Source organism: Enterobacter dykesii (genome assembly GCF_008364625.2).
Lineage (GTDB): Bacteria > Pseudomonadota > Gammaproteobacteria > Enterobacterales > Enterobacteriaceae > Enterobacter > Enterobacter dykesii.
The window spans coordinates 2,830,087-2,851,086 of sequence record NZ_CP126604.1; the positions used below are offsets into that span (position 1 = coordinate 2,830,087).

General features: G+C 55.4%; 24 protein-coding genes and 1 pseudogene. 16 read left to right on the forward strand and 9 right to left on the reverse strand.

The genetic code is table 11. The features are described from left to right. Positions 1 to 6 precede the first annotated feature (6 nt). The 10 genes and pseudogenes from fliJ (at position 7) to rcsA (ending at position 6,782) form a co-directional block, all read left to right on the forward strand. Positions 7 to 450 (forward strand): flagellar export protein FliJ, encoded by a 444-nt coding sequence (gene fliJ / locus F0320_RS13600; RefSeq protein ID WP_023312304.1) that lies wholly within the window; start codon positions 7 to 9, stop codon positions 448 to 450. Then, positions 447 to 1,682 (forward strand): flagellar hook length control protein FliK, encoded by a 1,236-nt coding sequence (fliK, locus tag F0320_RS13605; RefSeq protein ID WP_126330224.1) that lies wholly within the window; start codon positions 447 to 449, stop codon positions 1,680 to 1,682. The genes fliJ and fliK overlap by 4 nt, the downstream gene beginning before the upstream one ends. Before the next feature lie 106 nt (positions 1,683 to 1,788). Further along, on the forward strand, positions 1,789 to 2,259 hold the full coding sequence (fliL, locus tag F0320_RS13610) for a flagellar basal body-associated protein FliL (protein ID WP_023312306.1): 471 nt from the start codon (positions 1,789 to 1,791) through the stop codon (positions 2,257 to 2,259). A gap of 4 nt (positions 2,260 to 2,263) precedes the next feature. Continuing rightward, a complete protein-coding gene (gene fliM, locus F0320_RS13615; RefSeq protein ID WP_023312307.1) occupies positions 2,264 to 3,268 on the forward strand; it encodes a flagellar motor switch protein FliM in 1,005 nt (334 codons plus the stop codon). Next, the gene (gene fliN / locus F0320_RS13620) at positions 3,265 to 3,678 is read left to right on the forward strand and encodes a flagellar motor switch protein FliN (RefSeq protein ID WP_023312308.1); all 414 of its coding nucleotides are present in this window, start codon (positions 3,265 to 3,267) and stop codon (positions 3,676 to 3,678) included. The genes fliM and fliN overlap by 4 nt, the downstream gene beginning before the upstream one ends. 2 nt (positions 3,679 to 3,680) lie before the next feature. Next, positions 3,681 to 4,055 (forward strand): flagellar biosynthetic protein FliO, encoded by a 375-nt coding sequence (gene fliO, locus F0320_RS13625; RefSeq protein ID WP_121424285.1) that lies wholly within the window; start codon positions 3,681 to 3,683, stop codon positions 4,053 to 4,055. After that, positions 4,055 to 4,792, forward strand: coding sequence for a flagellar type III secretion system pore protein FliP (gene fliP / locus F0320_RS13630; RefSeq protein ID WP_126330226.1), 738 nt, complete (start codon positions 4,055 to 4,057; stop codon positions 4,790 to 4,792). Before fliO ends, fliP begins: the two co-directional genes overlap by 1 nt. A gap of 9 nt (positions 4,793 to 4,801) precedes the next feature. Beyond that, the gene (gene fliQ, locus F0320_RS13635; protein WP_008500315.1) at positions 4,802 to 5,071 is read left to right on the forward strand and encodes a flagellar biosynthesis protein FliQ; all 270 of its coding nucleotides are present in this window, start codon (positions 4,802 to 4,804) and stop codon (positions 5,069 to 5,071) included. Between the two features lie 7 nt (positions 5,072 to 5,078). Then, positions 5,079 to 5,880: pseudogene (fliR, locus tag F0320_RS13640) on the forward strand (flagellar biosynthetic protein FliR). A gap of 278 nt (positions 5,881 to 6,158) precedes the next feature. Beyond that, on the forward strand, positions 6,159 to 6,782 hold the full coding sequence (gene rcsA / locus F0320_RS13645) for a transcriptional regulator RcsA (RefSeq protein ID WP_008500313.1): 624 nt from the start codon (positions 6,159 to 6,161) through the stop codon (positions 6,780 to 6,782). A gap of 101 nt (positions 6,783 to 6,883) precedes the next feature. Here rcsA and dsrB read toward each other — a convergent pair whose 3' ends face one another. Further along, a complete protein-coding gene (dsrB, locus tag F0320_RS13650; protein WP_013097741.1) occupies positions 6,884 to 7,072 on the reverse strand; it encodes a protein DsrB in 189 nt (62 codons plus the stop codon). Between the two features lie 129 nt (positions 7,073 to 7,201). On the opposite strand from dsrB, the gene yodD reads away from it, so the two are divergent. Then, positions 7,202 to 7,429 carry a YodD family peroxide/acid resistance protein gene (gene yodD / locus F0320_RS13655; RefSeq protein WP_008500310.1) on the forward strand — a complete coding sequence of 76 codons (228 nt, stop codon included), beginning with the start codon at positions 7,202 to 7,204 and terminating at the stop codon, positions 7,427 to 7,429. 301 nt (positions 7,430 to 7,730) lie between these two features. Continuing rightward, on the forward strand, positions 7,731 to 8,531 hold the full coding sequence (locus F0320_RS13660; protein ID WP_126330230.1) for a mannosyl-3-phosphoglycerate phosphatase-related protein: 801 nt from the start codon (positions 7,731 to 7,733) through the stop codon (positions 8,529 to 8,531). On the opposite strand, the gene dgcQ is transcribed toward F0320_RS13660, so the two are convergent. From dgcQ to F0320_RS13675, 3 genes are all read right to left on the reverse strand, one after another. Next, a complete protein-coding gene (gene dgcQ, locus F0320_RS13665; RefSeq protein WP_047652388.1) occupies positions 8,516 to 10,216 on the reverse strand; it encodes a cellulose biosynthesis regulator diguanylate cyclase DgcQ in 1,701 nt (566 codons plus the stop codon). The genes F0320_RS13660 and dgcQ overlap by 16 nt on opposite strands. 72 nt (positions 10,217 to 10,288) lie before the next feature. After that, a complete protein-coding gene (locus tag F0320_RS13670) occupies positions 10,289 to 10,471 on the reverse strand; it encodes a YodC family protein (protein WP_023312315.1) in 183 nt (60 codons plus the stop codon). A 78-nt stretch (positions 10,472 to 10,549) separates the two neighbouring features. Next, complete coding sequence (locus tag F0320_RS13675; RefSeq protein WP_126330232.1) at positions 10,550 to 11,461, reverse strand: DUF808 domain-containing protein; 912 nt, start codon at positions 11,459 to 11,461, stop codon at positions 10,550 to 10,552. Between the two features lie 178 nt (positions 11,462 to 11,639). Here F0320_RS13675 and yedA point away from each other — a divergent pair, with 178 nt between their 5' ends. After that, on the forward strand, positions 11,640 to 12,554 hold the full coding sequence (gene yedA / locus F0320_RS13680; RefSeq protein WP_047652390.1) for a drug/metabolite exporter YedA: 915 nt from the start codon (positions 11,640 to 11,642) through the stop codon (positions 12,552 to 12,554). Here yedA and F0320_RS13685 read toward each other — a convergent pair. From F0320_RS13685 to F0320_RS13695, 3 genes are all read right to left on the reverse strand, one after another. Next, positions 12,526 to 13,017: a very short patch repair endonuclease gene (locus F0320_RS13685; RefSeq protein ID WP_126330234.1), complete on the reverse strand. Its 492-nt coding sequence runs from the start codon at positions 13,015 to 13,017 to the stop codon at positions 12,526 to 12,528. The genes yedA and F0320_RS13685 overlap by 29 nt on opposite strands. Then, positions 12,998 to 14,413, reverse strand: a complete 1,416-nt coding sequence (locus tag F0320_RS13690) for a DNA cytosine methyltransferase (RefSeq protein WP_126330236.1) — start codon at positions 14,411 to 14,413, stop codon at positions 12,998 to 13,000. Before F0320_RS13690 ends, F0320_RS13685 begins: the two co-directional genes overlap by 20 nt. Before the next feature lie 61 nt (positions 14,414 to 14,474). After that, positions 14,475 to 15,176 carry a phosphohydrolase gene (locus tag F0320_RS13695; protein ID WP_126330238.1) on the reverse strand — a complete coding sequence of 234 codons (702 nt, stop codon included), beginning with the start codon at positions 15,174 to 15,176 and terminating at the stop codon, positions 14,475 to 14,477. Between the two features lie 284 nt (positions 15,177 to 15,460). On the opposite strand from F0320_RS13695, the gene ompC reads away from it, so the two are divergent. Next, entirely contained in the window at positions 15,461 to 16,627 is a 1,167-nt protein-coding gene (gene ompC / locus F0320_RS13700) for a porin OmpC (RefSeq protein WP_126330240.1), read from the forward strand. Positions 16,628 to 16,684: 57 nt separating this feature from the next. On the opposite strand, the gene F0320_RS13705 is transcribed toward ompC, so the two are convergent. Continuing rightward, a complete protein-coding gene (locus F0320_RS13705; protein WP_126330242.1) occupies positions 16,685 to 17,548 on the reverse strand; it encodes an N-acetylmuramic acid 6-phosphate etherase in 864 nt (287 codons plus the stop codon). 163 nt (positions 17,549 to 17,711) lie between these two features. Between F0320_RS13705 and F0320_RS13710 the strand changes: the two genes are divergently transcribed. Next, positions 17,712 to 19,328, forward strand: a complete 1,617-nt coding sequence (locus F0320_RS13710) for a sensor histidine kinase (protein WP_029742130.1) — start codon at positions 17,712 to 17,714, stop codon at positions 19,326 to 19,328. Then, positions 19,325 to 20,044, forward strand: a complete 720-nt coding sequence (gene dcuR / locus F0320_RS13715) for a two-component system response regulator DcuR (protein ID WP_032658686.1) — start codon at positions 19,325 to 19,327, stop codon at positions 20,042 to 20,044. Before F0320_RS13710 ends, dcuR begins: the two co-directional genes overlap by 4 nt. Here the strand turns inward: dcuR and F0320_RS13720 are convergent. Then, the gene (locus F0320_RS13720; protein WP_149323932.1) at positions 20,025 to 20,987 is read right to left on the reverse strand and encodes an FAD:protein FMN transferase; all 963 of its coding nucleotides are present in this window, start codon (positions 20,985 to 20,987) and stop codon (positions 20,025 to 20,027) included. The genes dcuR and F0320_RS13720 overlap by 20 nt on opposite strands. Positions 20,988 to 21,000 lie beyond the last annotated feature (13 nt).

Sequence of the window (21,000 nt, forward strand, 5' to 3'; positions counted from 1 at the left end):
AAGGTCATGGCGCAAAACAGCGCGTTATCAACGCTGAAAGATCTGGCTGAAAAAGAAGTTGATGATGCCGCATTGCAGCTAGGGGCAATGCGACGCGGGTGCCAGCAGGCTGAAGAACAGTTGAAGATGTTAATCGACTATCAGCATGAATATCGCACCAACCTCAATACCGATATGACACAGGGCATTGGAAGCCAGCGCTGGATTAACTATCAGCAGTTTATCCAGACGCTGGAGAAGGCGATAGATCAGCATCGCCAGCAGCTTAACCAGTGGACCCAGAAAGTCGATACGGCGCTTAATTTCTGGCGCGAGAAGAAGCAGCGACTGCAGGCCTGGCAGACTTTACAGGACCGACAGATCGCGGCAACGACCCTGGCGGAAAACCGTCTGGATCAGAAGAAAATGGATGAGTTTGCCCAGCGCGCATCAATGAGGAAACCGGAATGATCACACTGCAACAACTGCTGATGAGCGACAGCGACCTGTCAGGCGGCACGCAAACGGGGAAAGGCACCGACGGTGCACAGGACTTTCTCTCTCTGCTGGCGGGCGCCCTCTCGGACGCAACGGGCAAGGGCAAAGATGCGCCGCTGACCCTGGCTGACCTGAAAGCCGCCGGCAGTAAACTGTCAAAAGTGGCTCAGGACGCCAAAGAGGATACCACCCTGCAGGCCAAAATCGCCGACCTGCTTTCGCGCCAGTCCGCGCTGAACGGCGATGAAACGTCGCCCGTCACGTCGCTTGATACGCTGGTTTCCGGGCTGGTACCGCTGTCTAAGGGCGACGCGCTGAAGACGCTCAATGCGGCGAACAGCAAAGATGACGGTAAAAGCGAGCTGAGCGAAGAAGAGCTGGCCGGATTAAGCGCGCTGATGGCGATGCTACCGCACCAGCAGCAAACTACCGCCTCTCGCGCGGCAGGCAATGACGGCGTTTCCGCCACCTCGACGCTCAATTCCGCGGCGCTTTCGCAAAACGGCGCGGGTCAACCATCCCTGAACGCGGCTACGGGAAGCCACGATAAAGCGCAGCTTTCTGGGTCTTATCAGAGCCAGGTGAAAAATAACGACCCGGCCCTGCAGGGCAACGCGCCTGCTACACCGGCCGTGGCCGCGTCGGCAGAAAAGCAGGAGCTCGCCAGTTCGTCCTCTTCATCATCACCAACGGCCACCCTGGCCCCTATTATGTCCAGCCATGCGACCAGTCAGACGGCCGCCACCGTCGCCACCGCGCCGGTGTTAAGCCAGCCTCTGGGGACCCACGAATGGCAGCAGTCCCTGAGCCAGCACATCACCCTGTTCACTAAGCAGGGCCAGCAGACGGCAGAGCTGCGCCTGCACCCGGAAGATCTGGGTCAGGTGCAAATTTCGCTTAAGCTGGATGATAACCAGGCGCAGCTGCAGATGGTCTCTGCGCACAGCCATGTTCGTGCGGCACTGGAAGCCGCGCTGCCGGTACTGCGGACCTCACTGGCGGAAAACGGTATTCAGCTTGCCCAGAGCAGCGTCAGCAGCGAGAGCTTCGCCGGGCAGCAGCAGTCCTCATCCCAGCAGCAGCACCAGGCTTCGCGTTCCGGCAACACCGGCAGTTTTAATGAAGAGAGCGATGAGTTACTGCCTGTTCCTGCCGCCCTGCAGTCCGCAGCGCGCGGTAACAGTGCCGTAGACATCTTCGCCTAAACGCCAGAGGTAGCGTGATTATCCCCGTCTTTTCCACGCTTTGACGACAGCAGGACACGGGATAATCACCTTATTAAGCTGTACCGAAACAGGAAGCTCGTATCAGATGACTGACTCCGCTATCACCAAAAAAAGTAAGCGTTCCATCTGGATCCCGCTGCTGGTGTTGATCACGCTCGCCGCCTGCGCTACCGCGGGCTATAGTTACTGGCGTATGCAGCAGGAACCGACCACCGCTGCAGCCAAAGCTGAAGCACCTCCTCCGCCGGCTCCAGTGTTCTTCCCGCTGGATACCTTCACCGTCAATCTGGGTGATGCGGATCGCGTGCTTTACGTTGGCATTACGCTGCGCCTGAAAGATGAAGCCACCCGTTCACGTCTGAACGATTACCTTCCTGAAGTGCGTAGCCGCCTTCTGCTGCTGTTCTCTCGTCAGGACGCTTCGGCGCTGGCTACCGATGTGGGTAAGCAAAAGCTGGTCGACGCCATTAAACAAACGCTGGCGACCCCGCTGGTAAACGGCCAACCTAAGCAGGAAGTCACTGACGTTCTGTATACAGCATTCATTCTGCGGTAACGACATGGGCGACAGTATTCTTTCTCAGGCAGAAATCGATGCGCTGCTCAACGGCGACAGCGATAACAATGATGATCCGCAACCGGGTATTGGCGGCGATAGCGATATTCGTCCCTATGACCCGAATACCCAGCGTCGCGTGGTACGTGAACGTCTGCAGGCGCTGGAGATCATTAACGAACGTTTTGCACGTCAGTTCCGTATGGGGCTGTTTAACCTGCTGCGTCGTAGCCCGGATATCACGGTCGGTGCGATCCGCATTCAGCCGTACCATGAGTTTGCCCGCAACCTGCCGGTGCCGACCAACCTTAACCTGATTCATCTGAAGCCGCTGCGCGGCACTGGCCTGGTGGTGTTTTCGCCAAGCCTGGTGTTCATCGCGGTGGATAACCTGTTCGGCGGCGACGGGCGTTTCCCGACCAAAGTAGAAGGTCGCGAATTCACCCACACCGAACAGCGCGTCATTAACCGCATGCTGAAGCTGGCGCTGGAGTCTTATAGCGACGCGTGGAAAGCGATTAACCCGCTGGAAGTGGAGTACGTCCGTTCTGAGATGCAGGTGAAATTTACCAATATCACCACCTCCCCGAACGATATCGTCGTTAACACCCCGTTCCACGTGGAGATCGGTAACCTGACCGGCGAGTTCAACATCTGCCTGCCGTTCAGCATGATCGAACCGCTGCGCGAGCTGCTGGTTAACCCGCCGCTGGAGAACTCCCGCAACGAAGACCAGAACTGGCGTGAAAACCTGGTCCGCCAGGTCCAGCATTCGCAGCTTGAACTGGTGGCGAGCTTCGCCGATATCCCGCTGCGGTTATCTCAGATCCTGAAATTACAACCCGGTGATGTTTTGCCGATAGAAAAACCCGACCGCATTATTGCCCATGTGGATGGTGTCCCCGTGCTGACAAGCCAGTACGGCACGATTAACGGTCAGTATGCGTTACGCGTTGAGCACTTGATCAACCCGATTTTGAATTCGCTGAATGAGGAACAGCCCAAATGAGTGACATGAACAATCCGTCCGATGAGAACAGCGGAGCACTGGACGATCTGTGGGCTGACGCGTTAAACGAGCAAAAAGCACCCCCGGCCAAAAGTGCAGCGGATGCCGTATTCCAGCAGCTCGGCGGCGGTGACGTCAGCGGCACGCTGCAGGACATCGACCTGATTATGGATATCCCGGTTAAGCTGACCGTTGAGCTGGGACGCACCCGTATGACCATTAAAGAGCTGCTGCGCCTGACGCAGGGTTCCGTGGTGGCCCTTGACGGTCTGGCCGGCGAGCCGCTGGATATTCTGATCAACGGTTATCTGATTGCCCAGGGTGAAGTGGTGGTGGTTGCTGATAAATACGGCGTACGCATCACCGACATCATTACCCCGTCTGAACGTATGCGTCGTCTGAGCCGTTAAGCATGAAAACCCAGGCAACAATATCACAGCCTTCTGCCGTTCCCGGCTCGCCTCTGCTCCAGGTGAGCGGGGCATTGTTCGGTATTATTGCCTTTATTCTTATCGCCGCCTGGCTGGCGAAGCGCTTTGGCCTGGCGGGTAAAACCGCCGGTGCCCGCGGCCTGAAGGTCAGCGCGAGCACCACGCTGGGGCCACGCGAGCGCGTGGTCATCGTCGAGGTAGACGATGCGCGTCTGGTTTTGGGCGTAACGGCCTCAAACATCAGCGTATTACACAAGCTGCCGCCCGCCCCTGCTGTGGTGGACGAGCGCGCAGACGCCCCTGCGGATTTTCAGTCCGTCATGAAGAGTTTGCTTAAGCGTTCCGGGAGATCCTAATGCGCCGTTTGTTATCCCTGACGCTTGCGGGCGTTGGCCTGTTTGCTCCCGCAGTCTATGCACAGCTGCCCGGTCTGGTCTCCACCCCTCTCTCAGGCGGCGGACAAAGCTGGTCGCTTCCGGTGCAGACGCTGGTATTCATCACCTCGCTGACGTTTATTCCGGCTATCCTGCTGATGATGACCAGCTTCACCCGCATCATCATCGTCTTTGGTCTGCTGCGAAACGCGCTGGGAACCCCTTCCGCCCCACCAAACCAGGTTCTGCTGGGGCTGGCGCTGTTTTTGACTTTTTTCATTATGTCGCCGGTTATCGACAAGATTTATACCGACGCCTATCAGCCGTTCAGCGAAGACAAAATCTCCATGCAGGAGGCGCTGGATAAAGGCGCGCAGCCGCTGCGGGAATTTATGCTGCGCCAGACCCGCGAAGCCGACCTGGCCCTCTTTGCCCGCCTGTCCAACACCGGCGAGCTGCAGGGACCGGAATCAGTGCCAATGCGTATTCTTCTGCCTGCCTATGTCACCAGCGAGCTGAAAACCGCATTCCAGATTGGCTTTACCATCTTTATTCCGTTCCTGATTATCGACCTGGTGATCGCCAGCGTCCTGATGGCGCTCGGGATGATGATGGTGCCGCCCGCGACCATTGCCCTGCCCTTTAAGATCATGCTCTTTGTGCTGGTCGACGGCTGGCAGTTGCTGGTCAGTTCGCTGGCGCAGAGTTTCTACAGTTAAGGAACGGCAATGACACCCGAATCGGTCATGATGATGGGCACGGAAGCGATGAAAATCGCGATTGCCGTTGCCGCGCCGCTGCTGCTTGTCGCGCTGGTTACCGGTCTGATTATCAGTATCCTGCAGGCCGCCACGCAGATTAACGAAATGACGCTGTCGTTCATCCCGAAAATCATCGCCGTGTTCGTGGCGATTATCGTGGCCGGGCCGTGGATGCTGAACCTGTTGCTGGACTATATGCGCAACCTGTTTACCAATCTGCCGTACATCATCGGCTGACCTGACGATGCTGCACTTCACCAGCGACCAGTGGGTTCAGTGGCTCGGCGTCTACTTCTGGCCGATGCTGCGCATCATGGCGCTGATCTCCACCGCCCCCATTCTCAGTGAGAAATCGATACCCAAGCGCGTCAAGGTGGGGCTGGGCATCATCATTTCAATTATCGTCGCGCCCTCTCTTCCCCCCGTGGATATTCCGATCTTCTCGGCGAATGCAGTGTGGGTGGCCTTGCAGCAGGTGATGATTGGCGTCGCCGTCGGCTTTACCATGCAGCTCGCCTTTGCCGCGGTGCGTACCGCAGGGGAACTGATCGGCCTGCAGATGGGGCTATCGTTCGCCACGTTTGTCGATCCCGGTAGTCATCTCAATATGCCCGTGCTGGCGCGCATTATCGATCTGCTCGCCATGCTGCTGTTCCTGTCGTTCAACGGCCATCTCTGGCTTATCTCCATGCTGGTGGATACGTTCCATACGCTGCCGATTGGCGAAAATCCGGTGAACAGCAACGCTTTCCTGGCGCTCACCCGAGCGGCGGGGCTAATTTTCCTGAACGGGCTGATGCTGGCACTGCCGATCATCACCCTGCTGCTGACCGTCAACCTGGCGTTAGGTTTACTCAACCGAATGGCGCCGCAGCTTTCAGTGTTTGTCATTGGTTTTCCGCTGACGCTGACGGTTGGGATTTTATTAATGTCATTACTGATGCCACTTATCGCTCCCTTCTGTGAACATTTATTCGGCGAGATATTCAACCTGTTAGCGGATATTGTCAGCGAGCTGCCACGTAAATAATAACCCTCACGGTTGATATTGTCTTTCTGAGGATATTCCTAAAATAAAACACGTAAAACATCTTCCAGGATATATCTGACGCGGTTTAATTGTTTCTAACCATCTCACAATACTTAATATTTACTTTACTTTAAGAAGATTCCTGGCAAATTATACGTAACTTTACGGGATAGTGAGTCCGCCTGAAAGTCTTTGTCATGCTCACAGGTTTATTATTTTTTTCCATCCCGTATGGCTGTTTTGAGCTCTCAGGCAGATGGTGAATTATCGTTACGCATTGAGTGAGGGTATGCCATGTCAACGATCATTATGGATTTATGCAGCTACACCCGGCTAGGGTTAACCGGGTACCTGGCAAGCAGAGGGGTAAGAAAGAGAGACATCAACGATGCACACACCGTTGACGAACTCGCAGCCGCTTGTGACGAACTAAAACCAGGCGTGGTGTTTATTAATGAGGACTGTTTCATTCACGATCCAGCCAACAGTCAGCACATTAAGCAAATCATTAATCAGCATCCAAAAACCCTGTTTATTGTTTTTATGGCGATCGCGAATATCCATTTCGATGAGTATTTGTTGGTCCGTAAAAATTTATTGATCAGTTCTAAATCGATTAAACCCGAGTCGCTGGATGACATTCTGGGTGATTATTTGAATAAAGAAGTTAAAAATGTAGGAGCGGTTAACTTACCCACCCTATCATTAAGCAGGACTGAATCAAGTATGCTGCGAATGTGGATGGCGGGACAAGGAACTATTCAGATCTCTGACCAGATGAATATTAAAGCGAAAACCGTTTCGTCACACAAAGGAAATATTAAAAGGAAAATTAAAACGCATAATAAGCAAGTGATCTACCACGTGGTACGCCTGACCGATAATGTGACGAACGGGATTTTCGTCAACATGCGTTAGACGCTTAAGACCTGTGCACCCTACCTTTGATCTCTGGCCTGGCCAGAGATTTTTGCTTTTGCAGAGGGTGTCGGGCACGCGCTGTGCTACCCGACGCCGTGCTACTCCGCCTTCTCGACAAAAATGCCGTCCGGATGCCCCAGTTCGTTAAAAAACCAGATGCCGAGCGGGTAGTCTTCAAGCGATACCAGGTACATTGTGCCTTCGCTAAACTCTTCAATTGCCAGCACTACACCCGGGCGGCGCGGCCCTCCGTCCGTTTTAACGGTTACCCGATCGTTGACCTTCATACGTTCCTCCTCTGGTTTTGAGCCAGTGTAGAACAAAACGCAAAAACGCACATCGCCGCCCGGCGTGATTGGCGTTTTTATGCACAGTCTATACTTACCGTTGGACACGGTTGAATGAGGAACCCCGTAATGAAGACCGATAAAGAGTACAGCGACACCATCAAGCGCGAAGTCGAGGTGGATGTCGATGCCCTGCTGGCCGCCATCAATGAGATCAGTGAGTCAGAAGTCCGCCGGTCGGACGATAATTCGGACCGCGTCATTGTCAACGGAAGGGATTATCACACCTATCGCGAGCTGGCGGAGGCCTTCGAGCTTGATATTCACGACTTTAGCGTGTCTGAAGCCAATCGGTAGGGCGAAAAAAATCCCGGTCATGGGGATGACCGGGATCAAAACTTGCTTATGCAAGAAGCACTTGAAAATTCGTTACACCAGGAAATCTGATGTACATGCCACACTATCCCCAACGAATTTGGCTGACAAGCATATATTCTTACGATGAATATAATATTTTTAACATAATGCTTTTCGTTATGAGCAATAACACGCGCCGAATGCGGGTTTGCCAGGGGCATCCCTCTTTTCTCCGGTTTTCGCCTTAATTATTTTTTAGGAATTTTCTTAGACCGAGACGCATCTGTTACCAGGAGTCGCTATGCCTTCACTGCAGGATACATTGCTGATTTTCTCTGACCTGGATGGTTCACTGCTGGATATTCACACCTATGAGTGGCAACCCGCCATGCCCTGGCTGGACAGGCTGCTGGATAATCAGGTTCCGGTCATTCTTTGCAGCAGCAAGACCGCGGCAGAGATGCTCGATCTCCAGCTGGATCTGGGGCTTGAAGGCTTGCCTTTTATTGCCGAGAACGGCGCGGTGATTCAGCCTGACGTGCGCTGGAATAAGGTTCAGCGCCAGATCAGGGGGATGACGCACCGGGATATTCGCCCGCGAATCGAGCAAATCCGTCTGCAGACGGGCTATAAATTCACCACTTTTGACGATGTGGATGATCATGTTATCAGCGAGTGGACCGGACTGACGCGCTACCGTTCGGCGCTTGCCCGCAAGCATGAAGCGTCCGTCACGCTCATCTGGCGGGATACTGACGAGAAACTGGTCCAGTTTGAAGAGGAACTGGCGAATGTCGGCCTGAAATGCCTGCAGGGCGCGCGCTTCTGGCATGTTCTGGACGCCCGCTGCGGCAAAGACGTTGCGGTGAACTGGCTGATTGAGCAATACCGCGAGCAGGAAGAGATTGAACCCACCACGCTGGGGCTCGGCGACGGTCCCAATGATGCGCCGCTGCTCGACAGCGTTGACTTCGCGGTGGTGATTAAGGGCATTAACCGCCAGGGCATCACGCTACGGGACGATAATCCCGCCCGGGTTTATCACACCCGGCAGCCCGGCCCGGCGGGCTGGCAGGAGGGGCTGGATCACTTCCTGTCCTGATCCCGCCAGACGACACGGTTACGCCCGCTCTGTTTGGCCTGATACAGCCGGGCGTCCGCCACGGACTGCAGCTGTTCAAACTCGTAGTTACCCGCTTCATCCGCGCTGCTGACCCCCAGCGACGCGCTGACGCGCAGGGTCGTGCTCTTCTTCACCAGGATCTCCTTACTGTTGATCCGGCAACGTATACGGTCCGCGACGCTTCTCGCCTCCTCCAGACCGATCCCCGGCAGGACGATGCAAAATTCTTCCCCGCCTACGCGCCCTGCCACATCATTCTTGCGTAGCGCGCTGGCAATCAGTCCTGCCGTGTGGGAGAGCACTTTATCCCCGGCCTGATGGCCGAAGCGGTCGTTGATGTTTTTAAAACAGTCGAGATCGATCTGAATCACAGAGAACGGCAGCGACTGCTGGCGACAGGTTTCCGCCAGCAATTTTGCCCGGTCGAACAGCGCGCCGCGATTATTCAGCCGCGTAAGCGGATCATGCCAGGCCTGCCACTGGAGCGAGTGCTGAAGCGTGTACATGTTACTCACCATGCGGCGGATCACCAGCCACGAGATCAATAGCATGGCGGTAAAGAGCGCCCACAGTAGCGCCAGCACGATGCTGATGCTGCCGAAGTCGTCCTGTACCCCTTCGTGCAGGGTGTGGATCCGCAGGACGACGCCGTCGAAGTGATCGAGCCGTTCCCAGCTGACAAAACGGCTTCCGAGGCGGATCCCGCCGCCGGTAGCGTGCTCAATCGCCTGCGCAATCTGCGCCGTTTCACGTTCGTCAAAATGGTTAACCACGTTTCCCGTACGGGCAGAGGTGGCAATCATATTGAGCCGGGTATCGTACAGCTGATACTCCCCTTCCGTTCGGTCTTCCGTCGCATCGGCCAGCAGGCGCTGCATCGTGCTAAGCGTAAAATCCATCGCCACGACGCCATACCAGTAATGATCGAAATAGATGGGAACGCTGGCGGTGATCGTACGTTCATCATTGGTCCAGGATGACGGGGTAGAGATAAACCAGCGCACCGCGCGAGCGCGATTGTTCCGCTCTGACTGCTGGGTAAACCAGGGCTGCGTGACCAGATGGTAATAGCGGGAGGTAATATCCCCCGCCTGGTCCGGCGTATCCGTGGAAAGGAAAAAACCGGCACGAGAGACGTAGATCACCCGCGCTTCCGTTTGTGCTCTCGACGACGCCAGCCTGAGAAGATACCCCACTTCGAGCGCGGCAGAAATTTCATGACTGATGCGCTCAGCGTCCCGATTCAGAAGCGTGGTTTTATCCACGAACACATCCGAGACCCCGTTTATGGGAAGCGTGCGCTTTTTATCAACGGCAATCTGCCAGGTTGGAAGCATGCGGACGGTATTAAAGCGTGATACCGCATCCTGTAAGACTTCAAAGGCCAGCGGCGTCTCGATCGCATCATGCATGCCCTGACGGAAAAACAGCATCCTGTCCACGCTGTTCTGCAGCTGCCGGTCCAGAGAACTGGCCACCGTATCCAGATGATTGCGCTGGCTGGAGATGTAGGCCTCTTCCAGTACCACCACTTCACGCCAGGTCAGTAGAGTGGAAAATACCAGAACCACCAGAAAACAGAGATTAACAATCAACCCCGGATTGCTACGCTTATGCAGCCACTGCAAAAAAGATTGTCTTACAACAAAGGTATCGCGCTGCACACACACTCCCTGATCGCTGCTTTCACCCGGTACTTGAGATAAAAACGCCCGGCAAAGCCGGGCGTTATGTGATTAAGCCTTGTCCCGCTGGTGCTGCCCGTCCCCCGGCTGAAGCTCATCTTCACGAAATGCTTCCCGCTTGATGCCATAGCCATCGTGCCACCGGCATTCCACCATTCCGCTGGAATAGCCGGTCACAATCATACGTGGGCCGCCCTTCTTAGGCTTAACTTCATCACTGACCAAAAAGACCATACCTGCCTCCTGTATCAGGGTGAAACTGTTTCAATTTAGACGAGGAATGGTCTTTTTGCATCCCACAGCGGGTAACAATTAGTGCGACGTGCCGCGTATTTTTTCAACCAGCTTCACCACCGCAACCACGATAGCGCCAATGATAAAGCCCAGCACCAGATTCAGCAGCGTGGGCAGAATTGCGGCGACAAGAGCCCCCTGCGCCGCGGAGAAATGTTCGATAGCATGGTGCAGCGGCGCGATACCGTGAACCACGATCCCGCCGCCCACGAGAAACATCGCCAGCGTGCCTACCACCGACAAACTCTTCATCAGCCACGGGGCCAGCACCAGCAGGCTTTTGCCGATGCCTCTTGCCACCGCGCTCGTTTTCTCTTCCAGCCAGTAGCCAATATCGTCCAGCTTGACGATCAGTCCCACCAGGCCGTACACGCCCACGGTGACCAGAATCGCGATGCCGGAGAGGATCAGGACCTGATTCAGGAGCGGCGCGTCAGACACGATGCCCAGCGTGATGGCGACAATCTCCGCAGACAGGATAAAGTCGGTCCGAATAGCGCCTTTGACCTTATCGCGCTCGAAGGTTTTCGGATCCTGCGCGGCCAGCGCTTCAAGACGCTGCTGGCGCACCTCCGGCGTATCGCTCTGCTTGCGCGCGCTAAAGGAGTGCAGCACCTTCTCCACACCCTCGAAGCAGAGAAACGCCCCGCCAATCATCAGCAGCGGCGTGATGGCCCAGGGAATAAACGCGCTGATCAGCAGCGCCAGCGGCACCAGAATCACCTTGTTCAGGAAGGAGCCTTTCGCCACGCCCCACACCACCGGCAGTTCACGGTTAGCCCTCACCCCACTCACCTGCTGGGCGTTAAGCGATAAATCATCGCCCAGCACGCCTGCGGTTTTCTTCGCCGCCAGTTTCCCCATCACTGAAATGTCGTCCAGTAAGGTGGCAATATCATCCAGCAATGTTAATAAGCTACTTCCTGCCAAAATCGTAACCCTTCATTTTTTGGTAATTAAGTGAATAGTATGGAGCAAAAGCGCAAACCCGGAAACACCCACCTCGCGTCAACAAAAAATTCACATCTGCCACACAATTAAAGGGCTCGCCAGCGCGATAGTTTTCGCGTTTACTATCAGCGACCTTTTTATTTCGTCGTGAGGGATTATGCGTTTCCGGCAATTGCTACCGCTCATCGGGGCACTCTTTTCGCTGTACATCATCTGGGGCTCAACCTACTTTGTCATTCGCATCGGCGTGGAAAGCTGGCCGCCGCTAATGATGGCGGGCATTCGCTTCCTCTCGGCGGGCATCCTGCTGCTGGCCTTCCTGCTCCTGCGCGGGCATAAGCTTCCCCCGCTGCGCCCGCTGCTGAATGCCGCCCTGATCGGCCTGCTGCTGCTGGCGGTGGGAAATGGCTTTGTAACGATTGCCGAACACCAGAACGTACCGTCCGGGATCGCCGCAGTGGTCGTTGCCACCGTACCGCTGTTTACCCTTTGCTTTAGCCGCCTTTTTGGTATCCGCACCCGCAAGCTGGAATGGCTGGGGATTGGTATTGGCCTTGCCGGCATCATTCTGCTGAACAGCGGCGGTAACCTGAGCGGGAATCCGTGGGGCGCAATCATCATTCTGATTGGCTCGATGAGCTGGGCGTTTGGCTCCGTCTACGGTTCGCGTATCGAACTGCCGACCGGCATGATGGCGGGCGCGATTGAGATGCTCGCCGCAGGGATTGTACTGCTGCTCGCCTCCACGCTGACGGGAGAAAAGCTGACGACCCTGCCGCCGCTGTCGGGCTTTCTGGCGGTAGGCTACCTGGCGCTGTTTGGTTCTATCATCGCCATTAACGCCTATATGTTCCTGATCCGCAATGTCTCTCCGGCTGTCGCCACCAGCTACGCCTACGTCAACCCGGTCGTGGCCGTGCTGCTCGGAACAGGACTGGGGGGAGAAACGCTCTCACCTGTGGAATGGATTGCTCTTGGGATCATCGTGTTTGCCGTCGTGCTGGTCACCCTGGGCAAATATTTACTGCCCGCAAAACCGGTGGTCACGCCTTGCGAGGTGGAGAAACCTTAAGCAGGTGAATACCCTGCGTGTCGATCTGCGCGGTCTGGCCGCCGCCGCAGATCCACTCTTCCAGCCGTTCGCTCAGATCGGTATCGTTCAGCTTTAATCGGCCTCTCAGCGCACACTCCCAGACGATCAGTACCCGCCAGCCCTGCGCAATCAGCGCGGTGAGATCCCGGCTGTCACGCTCGACGTTCTTGCCAATTTTATCCAGCCAGAAATCGGTGCGCGTCGCGGGGACTTTAAACAGGTAGCAGTCGTGGTGATGCCAGAAACAGCCGTGGGTAAAGATGATGCACTGCCAGGCGTCGATGACGAAATCCGGACGCCCCGCAAGCGCGGGATCCTGCACGCGGAAATCAAACCCCGCCTGCGTCAGCAGCCCGGCCAGGCGCTTTTCGATGGCGGTGTCACGGGTGCCGATGGCGCGCATATTTTTGCTGCGCGTGGCCTTATCGTGAACATCCGTCATTGACGGCCTCACCCTGACGGAGCGCCACCGCCTGTCTGATGCGTGAGGCCAGCAGTTTTGCCACGGCCGCGAACGCGGGAACCACCACCGAGTTACCAAACTGGCGGTAGGCCTGGGTATCCGAAACCGGAATGCGGAAGCGGTAACCCTGCGGGGTTTCAAATCCCATCAACCGGGCGCATTCCCGCGGCGTTAAGCGTCGCGGACGGTGACGCTGGTTGTGCGGATCGTCGAAATCTTTTTCACCCAGCGCCTTGTCCCAGCCTCTGTCGATCAGGATCTCTGCCCCATCCTTATAGTAGCGAGCGGACAGCGTACGGGTCACGCTGTGCGGATCGTTGGGGTTTACCATCCCAAAACCGAAGCCGTTGCCCTTCGCCTGATGCTTCTTGGCATAGCGGTAGAGGTATTTCCACAGCACCGGGGTAAGAATAAATTTCGCGTCAACGACAGGTTCCAGCAGGTCGGCAACGGTAGGACGCCGCTCGGGATACAGAGACGGGATATCCCGAAGGGTAAAATCCCCCTTGAGATTGAGATCGCGGCGGAACCCCACCATCACGATACGTTCGCGATGCTGGGGCAGAAAATGTTTTCCATCAATGATTTTGGGATCGTCCGCGCCCATATCCTGTGAATCAGCCACGTCATACCCCAGCTCGTCCAGGGTCTGCATGATAATGCGGAAGGTTTTTCCGCCGTCGTGGCTCTTTAGATTTTTGACGTTTTCCAGCACAAAGATGGCCGGGCGGCAGGCGTCAATGATGCGCGCCACATCAAAAAACAGCGTTCCCTGGGTATCGCAGGCGAAGCCGTGGGCGCGTCCAAGGGCATTCTTTTTGGAGACACCGGCCAGCGAGAAGGGCTGACACGGGAAGCCGGCCAGCAGCACGTCATGCGCCGGGATCGTCTGTCGAATGTGCTCGGCGGCCTGTTCATCGCTCACGCCGCTTTTATGGCTCAGGGTGACATCGCGGATGTCCGCGTTGAAATGGTGCTCGTTCGGATCGCAGTACCAGTTGGCCTTATAGGTCCGGACGGCATGTTTGTTCCACTCGCTGGTAAACACGCACTGTCCGCCGATAGCTTCAAAACCGTGTCGGATACCGCCGATACCGGCGAACAGATCGATAAAGCGGAAGGCATAGTTCGGATGCGCGGCAGGAGGACGCGGAAGCAGGTTTTGCAGATAACGAAACTCGCCTTCGCTCAGGCGACGCCCTGCGCGTTCGCTGGTCAGAAGACGCTTAAGGATCGCCGGGCTCCAGTGGCTCTCGCCGTGCGCCACCAGCAGATTGGCCAGCGTTTTAGCATCATAGATATCCAACAGCTGGCGCAGCAACGCCTGCACCGTTGCCGTTGATTTCTCAGCCTGCTCTGGCGCGGGCTCTGTCACTGATCGATTTTCCTGCATTCTTTTAACCGGAGAGTAAAGACTGGGAACAGATTACCACAGTTCAGTTGCGCAAACTGCGACGGAAGCGGCTCAACACCTGGCTATCCAGCCCGATGCAGTCGCCGTGTAATTCGGCACTGAGTTTCGCCATAAACTGGATCAGGAAATCGGCATTGTGGCGAGCCAGCTCGCGGCCCATTTCCGTTTGCATTGTATCAGGCAATCGCAGCAGCTTGGTCTGAAAATGGTCGAGGGCAAACGCACGGTCGTCAAGGATACGCGCATCAGCGAAGGGATCGTCTGCATCAAAAAGCGGCACGCCCAGCGCGCCCGAGACGGCAAAAACCCGCGCCAGGCCGATAGCGCCTAACGCTTCCAGCCGGTCAGCGTCCTGCACGATTTTGGCTTCCATGCTCTGCGGCGCAATCCCGGCGCTGAAGCTGTGCGCCTCAATCGCGTGCGCGACGGCGGCTGCGTGCTCTGGCGGAAACTCAGGGAAGTCGCGGCGCAGAATGTCACACGTTTTAAGTGCGGCGAGCCGTGACGACTGGCTGCGTTCGGGATGGTTTTTCGGCAGGCTGACAATATCGTGGAAATAGCATGCGGTCAGGATCACCAGCGGCTCCACCGCCTGGTCAGCCATAATTTTTTGCGCCGTCATCCAGACCCGACGAAAATGCGAAATATCATGTGCGGTATCGTCGGTGCTGTAGTTTTCCTCAAGCCAGCGCTCAAATCGCTGCTGCCACCGGGCAAGTTCCATCGTCATATCCTGTTGTTTAAAAGAGAATCAATTATAACATAGCCGAATTAAATCAATCTAAAAATAGAACCACGAAATACTTAATAATAATTACACCGTATAAATTCAATGAATTAATTCACCAGAAAAATAAAGAGATTACTAGAAATATTTGGCAATATTTCATAGGATTTAATTACATTTATTTTTGAAACTAAATTACACTTCCTGGAATAGTATCAAGCCTGTAATTGCGGAGGGTGATTACATATATTCATATAAATTATGACTGAAGGGAATATATAATGAAAAGAAAAGTTTTGGCAATTGTGGTACCCGCGTTATTAATGGCAGGCGCAGCCAATGCGGCTGAAATGTACAACAAAAACGGCAACAAAGTTGACCTGTACGGCAAAGTCGATGCGCGCCACACCTTCTCTGACAACGCTGGCGACGACGGCGACGAAACCTATGTACAGATTGGTTTCAAAGGCGAAACCCAGATCGCTAACGACCTGATCGGCTACGGTCAGTGGGAATACAAAACCTTCGCTAACGATACCGAAGGCGCGGGTGACAAATCATTTAACCGCCTGGCATATGCTGGTCTGAAATATGGCGAATACGGTTCATTTGATTATGGCCGTAATTACGGCGTCGTGTACGACGTTGAAGCCTGGACCGATATGCTGCCTGTATTTGGCGGTGACTCTTACACCTGGACCGATAACTTTATGAACGGTCGTGCTAACGGTCTGGCAACCTATCGTAACCAGGATTTCTTCGGTCTGGTTGAGGGGTTGAATTTCGCGCTGCAGTATCAGGGTGCGAATGAAGGCCAGGATGCAACAGAAGATCAGGAAGGCACGAAAAACGGCCATGATGATGTTCGTTTCCAGAACGGCGACGGCTTCGGTATGTCTACCACCTATGATTTTGACTTCGGTCTGAGCCTGGGTGCGGCATATTCATCTTCCGACCGCACGAACAAACAGGTTGCATACGGTGCAGGTAACTACAACCGCTACAGCCCATATGCAGGTGGCGAACGCGCTGAAGCCTGGACCATTGGCGCAAAATATGATGCGCAGGGTGTTTACCTGGCCATGATGTATGCGGAAACCCGCAACATGACGCCGTATGGTAATTTTGGTATCGCCAACCAGACTCAGAACTTTGAAGCCGTCGCGCAGTACCAGTTCGACTTCGGCCTGCGTCCGTCTCTGGCATGGGTTTACTCCAAAGGTAAAGACATTGGCGGCAATGATTACAACCCAGGTAATACTTACGACTATGTTGATCAGGATCTGGTGAACTATGTCGATGTCGGTATGACCTACAGCTTCAACAAAAACTTCTCGACTTACGTTGATTATAAAATCAACCTGCTGGACAACGATGAAAGCTTCTACGAAGCCAATGGCATCTCAACTGATGACATCGTTGGCGTAGGCATGACCTACCAGTTCTAATCCCCCAAAATACCAAAGGCCGCAATTGCGGCCTTTTTTATTTCTTCACTATCTCTACTACGGTGCTTCCTGCAGCGCCACGCGGATAAAACCGTTATTCTGCGCCAGCAGCTCATGGGCCTTCCACGCATCCAGCCCTGTCAGCACCATCAATACCGCCGTTTTACAGTTATGGTTACAGCTCTCCAGCGCGGTTTTTGCCTCCATCCGGCTGCATCCCCCCGCTTCCATCACAATGGCGATTTGCCGTTCAGTCCATTTGGTCGTGCTTGCCTCAAGATCCACGCGCAGGTTGCTGTAAACCCGTCCGGTTCGGACGGCCAGCCCGGTAGCGATCATCGAGAGGATCATTTTTTGCGCGATCCCCGCTTTGGTGTTGATATAGCCTGCGACGACGTCGGCCCCCAGCTCCGGAGCGATAACCATGCTTGCCAGCTGCGCGGCTTCGCTTTGCGCATCACCGGTAACAATGGCGACCGGTGAACCCAGCGACCACGCATGGCGCATTGCCCCCCAGACCCACGGCGTTTTTCCGCTGACGGTCACGGCCAGCATCATATCGCGTTCACCAAACTTGATGGCCTGCAGATCGGCAACGCCGCGCTCGTAGCTCCCTTCCCCTTCTTGTGCCGTAACGGCCATCACAGGGGTTTTGCCCGGCGCATATTCATCGGCAACCTGTTGCGCAATGCGCCCCGACGGCCCCGCGCCAACAACGATCAGGCGACCGCCGTGGCTGATCGTCGCGGCAGCGTTGTCGACCACGCGGGCAATTGTATCTAAACAGGGGGTAATCGCAGCAGAAATGAGTGCATCATCCTGGTGAATGACTTTCAGCATGTCCAGCGTGGACAATCTATCAATATTCATCGTGCTGGCGTGCCGTCTTTCCTTGACCGAACCGGTAAGCATAACGCTCATAAACAGCCTCCTTATTATGAGTACCCACACACTATAAAGTGTTTTATATAGATGACCTGCGAGGAGGGTCACGAAAAGAGGACCAAATCCACGCCTTTACATGGCTTTAAGAAAAGCGCGTCATCGGCGATAATTACCCCTTCTTAATTATCGCGGAGTGTTGATGAGCGATTTGCAGCCTTTCCTTACGACGCGCAAGCGCCCCATGAAGCTGAACACCCTGGTCACGCTGATGGTATGCGCGATTATTGCCTCTGTGCTGCTGGTGGTTTTTGCGCTCTACTCCGTGCAAATCACCCGGGCGACCCGCGATGATGTTAAAGATACGGCTCTGGGTATCGCCAGAACGCTGGCCAACAGCCCGGAGATCCAGCGCGGCCTGATGCAGCCACCGCAGGCGGATATCATTCAGCCCATCGCCAAAGCCGTCACCCAACGCAACGATCTGCTGCTCACCGTGGTGACCGACATGCGGGGGATTCGCTACTCGCACCCGAACGAAGCCCTCATCGGCCTGCACTTTATTGGTAACGACCTGGAGCCTGCGCTGGAAGGTAAAGAGAATGTCTCCGTAAACCGTGGCGCCCTCGCGGAAGCGCTTCGCGTCTTCACTCCCGTTTACGACAGCCAGCACGACCAGATCGGCGTGGTGGTGGTCGGTATCTCCCTCAAAAAAGTGGAAGATCAGATTGCCCGCGGGCGGCTAAACGCCGTCTGGACCATTTTGTTCAGTATTTTTATGAGCTCGATGGCGATTTGGGGTCTGGTGCGGGTACTGAAACGCATCCTGTTCGGGCTCGAACCTTACGAAATTTCCGCCTTGTTCGAACAGCGTCAGGCAATGCTGCAGTCGCTTCGCGAGGGGGTACTGGCCGTCGATATTCACGGGCGCGTGACGATGATCAACCAGACCGCCAGAGAAATATTGCTTCTCCCATCCGGCAAGCAGACCGAAAACGCCAGCGCGCCCCTGCTGGCCAGCCTGCGCGAAGTTTCAAAGACGGGCGTCGCGCGTCAGGATCAGGAGATCAGCTGTAACGGGCGTCTATTGCTCTGCAACATGGTGCCCGTTAAAAGCCAGGATCGGGTGATCGGCGCCATTACCACCTTCCGTGATAAAACGGAAATCAGCCAGCTGATGCAGCGTATTGATGGCATGGTTAACTACGTCGACGCCCTGCGCAGCCATACGCACGAGTTTATGAATAAACTGCATGTGATCCTGGGCCTGCTGCACATGAAGCGCTACGACAAGCTGGAAGAGTACATCATCCAGACGGCACATAATTACCAGACGGATATCGGTACGATACAGAGCAAGGTAAAATCCCCGGTCATTGCCGGGTTCCTGCTGGGTAAAATCAATCGGGCGAAAGAAGCGGGCGTCACCCTGACGCTGGCGGATGAATGCCAGATACCGGATACCGCGAGCGAAGAGCAGGTCGCGGTGCTGATCACCGTGCTGGGTAACCTCATTGAAAACGCGCTCGACGCGATGGAAGGACAGCAGGAAGGTGAGATCGGCCTGCTGCTGCATTATCAGAACGGCTGGCTCAGCTGCGAAGTCAGCGACGATGGCCCCGGCATTGATCCCGCTCAGCTGGAGGCTATTTTTACAAAGGGCTTCTCAACAAAAGGTGAAAACCGTGGCGTTGGGCTGTTCCTTGCTCGCCAGCAAATCCAGAACCTCGGCGGCGATATCACCGTCGAGTCTGAGCCAGGCGTATTTACCCAATTTTTTGTTCACATCCCCTGGGATAGCGAGAGGAATATCGCGTGATAAATGTATTAATTGTCGATGATGACGCCATGGTAGCCGACCTCAACCGTCTGTATGTCAACCGTGTTGAAGGTTTTAGCTGCTGCGGCGTCGCCTCCACGCTAAACCAGGCCGAGGCCATCATTAATAACCCCGGGCAGCCTGTCGATCTGGTGCTGCTGGATGTCTATATGCAGCAGGATAACGGGCTGGATCTGCTGCCCGTGATTCGCGCGTCCGGTCGCCCAATCGATGTGATTATGATCTCGTCGGCTGCCGACGCCGCCACGATCCAGACCTCCATTCATTACGGCGTGGTGGATTATCTGATCAAGCCGTTCCAGTTCCCGCGCTTTGAAGAGGCGCTGAACGGCTGGAAGGCAAAGCATAGCCTGATGGGTTCGCACCAGTATTATGAGCAGGCCGACGTCGACCGGCTGATCCACGGCGGGGCGCCGGAACTGGCGGACAGCAAAAAGCTGCCGAAGGGGTTAACGCCGCAAACGCTGCGCACGATTTGCCAGTGGATTGACGCTCACCCGGAGACGGAATTTTCTACCGATGACCTGGCAAACGCCGTCAATATTTCCCGCGTGTCCTGTCGCAAATACCTGATTTGGCTCGCGCAAATCAACATTCTGTTCACCAGCATTCACTACGGTGCCACCGGGCGTCCGGTGTATCGCTACCGTCTCCAGCCGGAGCAGACCGGCCTGCTCAAGCAATACTGTCAGTAACGCGGTAGTCGTTATCCAGCAGCGTAAAACGGAAGTGGTGTGCTGAAGAGAACACCACTTCTTTTGTTTTGGTCACAAAAATCGCTTCAATATCGGGGCGAGAGCGCAGCACAGCACAGCCCTTCTCTACCCCCATGCCGTACATCAGCGTGGTCCAGATATCGCCGTCGATGGAGTCCTTCGAAACAATCGTTACGCTGTCCAGCTCGTTGTCCAGCGGATACCCTGTGCGCGGATCGAGAATATGGTGATAGCGCTTGCCGTTTTGCTCAAAGTAGCGCTCGTAGGTTCCCGACGTCACGACGGAGAGGTTCTCTACGGTCATCGTGCCGATCAGCGCATCACCGGCGAACGGTTTTTTCAGCCCCACGCTCCAGCCCCCTTCCGGTGAGCCTAACGTCTGAATGTTTCCACCGAGGTTGATAAGCCCCAGCTCGGCGCCCTCTTTATGCAGGTAATCACGCACCCTGTCGGCGATATAGCCTTTGGCGATAGCCCCAAGATCGATCTCCATCCCCGCTTTGGTCAGAAACACGCTGCTGCTGGCCTCCTCAAGGAGGACATCTTCAGGACGGGTAATCGCCAGCAGCGACACGATTTCATCTGCAGGCGGAACGCTGTCGCCCTGAAAACCAATTTTCCAGCGCTTCACCAGCGGACCTATCGCCAGGTTAAAGGCGCTGTCCCTGAACAGGCTTGCCGCTTTGGCACAGCGGATCAGCTCAAACACCGGCCGGCTGACGGTGACCGGATGCTGGCCCGCAGCATGGTTAATGTCCATCACCTGCGAGTGCGCGCGGTTAACCGTAAGCAGATTTTCGTACTGTTTGATCAGGCGAAACACGCGGGACGCGAGGGCTTCGTCGTGGGAGAAGAGTTTCAGGAGAATGGGCGAGCCCATCAGGACGGCGGAGTAGCTGTAAACGCGATGGCTATCAGGCATGGCTGGAGTCCTC

Coding starts and splice junctions, on each gene's coding strand:
- fliJ (WP_023312304.1), top strand. CDS start 7: ATGGCGCAAAACAGCGCGTTATCAACGCTGAAAGATCTGGCTGAAAAA.
- fliK (WP_126330224.1), top strand. CDS start 447: ATGATCACACTGCAACAACTGCTGATGAGCGACAGCGACCTGTCAGGC.
- fliL (WP_023312306.1), top strand. CDS start 1,789: ATGACTGACTCCGCTATCACCAAAAAAAGTAAGCGTTCCATCTGGATC.
- fliM (WP_023312307.1), top strand. CDS start 2,264: ATGGGCGACAGTATTCTTTCTCAGGCAGAAATCGATGCGCTGCTCAAC.
- fliN (WP_023312308.1), top strand. CDS start 3,265: ATGAGTGACATGAACAATCCGTCCGATGAGAACAGCGGAGCACTGGAC.
- fliO (WP_121424285.1), top strand. CDS start 3,681: ATGAAAACCCAGGCAACAATATCACAGCCTTCTGCCGTTCCCGGCTCG.
- fliP (WP_126330226.1), top strand. CDS start 4,055: ATGCGCCGTTTGTTATCCCTGACGCTTGCGGGCGTTGGCCTGTTTGCT.
- fliQ (WP_008500315.1), top strand. CDS start 4,802: ATGACACCCGAATCGGTCATGATGATGGGCACGGAAGCGATGAAAATC.
- rcsA (WP_008500313.1), top strand. CDS start 6,159: ATGTCAACGATCATTATGGATTTATGCAGCTACACCCGGCTAGGGTTA.
- dsrB (WP_013097741.1), bottom strand. CDS start 7,072: ATGAAGGTCAACGATCGGGTAACCGTTAAAACGGACGGAGGGCCGCGC.
- yodD (WP_008500310.1), top strand. CDS start 7,202: ATGAAGACCGATAAAGAGTACAGCGACACCATCAAGCGCGAAGTCGAG.
- F0320_RS13660 (WP_126330230.1), top strand. CDS start 7,731: ATGCCTTCACTGCAGGATACATTGCTGATTTTCTCTGACCTGGATGGT.
- F0320_RS13670 (WP_023312315.1), bottom strand. CDS start 10,471: ATGGTCTTTTTGGTCAGTGATGAAGTTAAGCCTAAGAAGGGCGGCCCA.
- yedA (WP_047652390.1), top strand. CDS start 11,640: ATGCGTTTCCGGCAATTGCTACCGCTCATCGGGGCACTCTTTTCGCTG.
- F0320_RS13685 (WP_126330234.1), bottom strand. CDS start 13,017: ATGACGGATGTTCACGATAAGGCCACGCGCAGCAAAAATATGCGCGCC.
- F0320_RS13695 (WP_126330238.1), bottom strand. CDS start 15,176: ATGGAACTTGCCCGGTGGCAGCAGCGATTTGAGCGCTGGCTTGAGGAA.
- ompC (WP_126330240.1), top strand. CDS start 15,461: ATGAAAAGAAAAGTTTTGGCAATTGTGGTACCCGCGTTATTAATGGCA.
- F0320_RS13705 (WP_126330242.1), bottom strand. CDS start 17,548: ATGAGCGTTATGCTTACCGGTTCGGTCAAGGAAAGACGGCACGCCAGC.
- F0320_RS13710 (WP_029742130.1), top strand. CDS start 17,712: ATGAGCGATTTGCAGCCTTTCCTTACGACGCGCAAGCGCCCCATGAAG.
- F0320_RS13720 (WP_149323932.1), bottom strand. CDS start 20,987: ATGCCTGATAGCCATCGCGTTTACAGCTACTCCGCCGTCCTGATGGGC.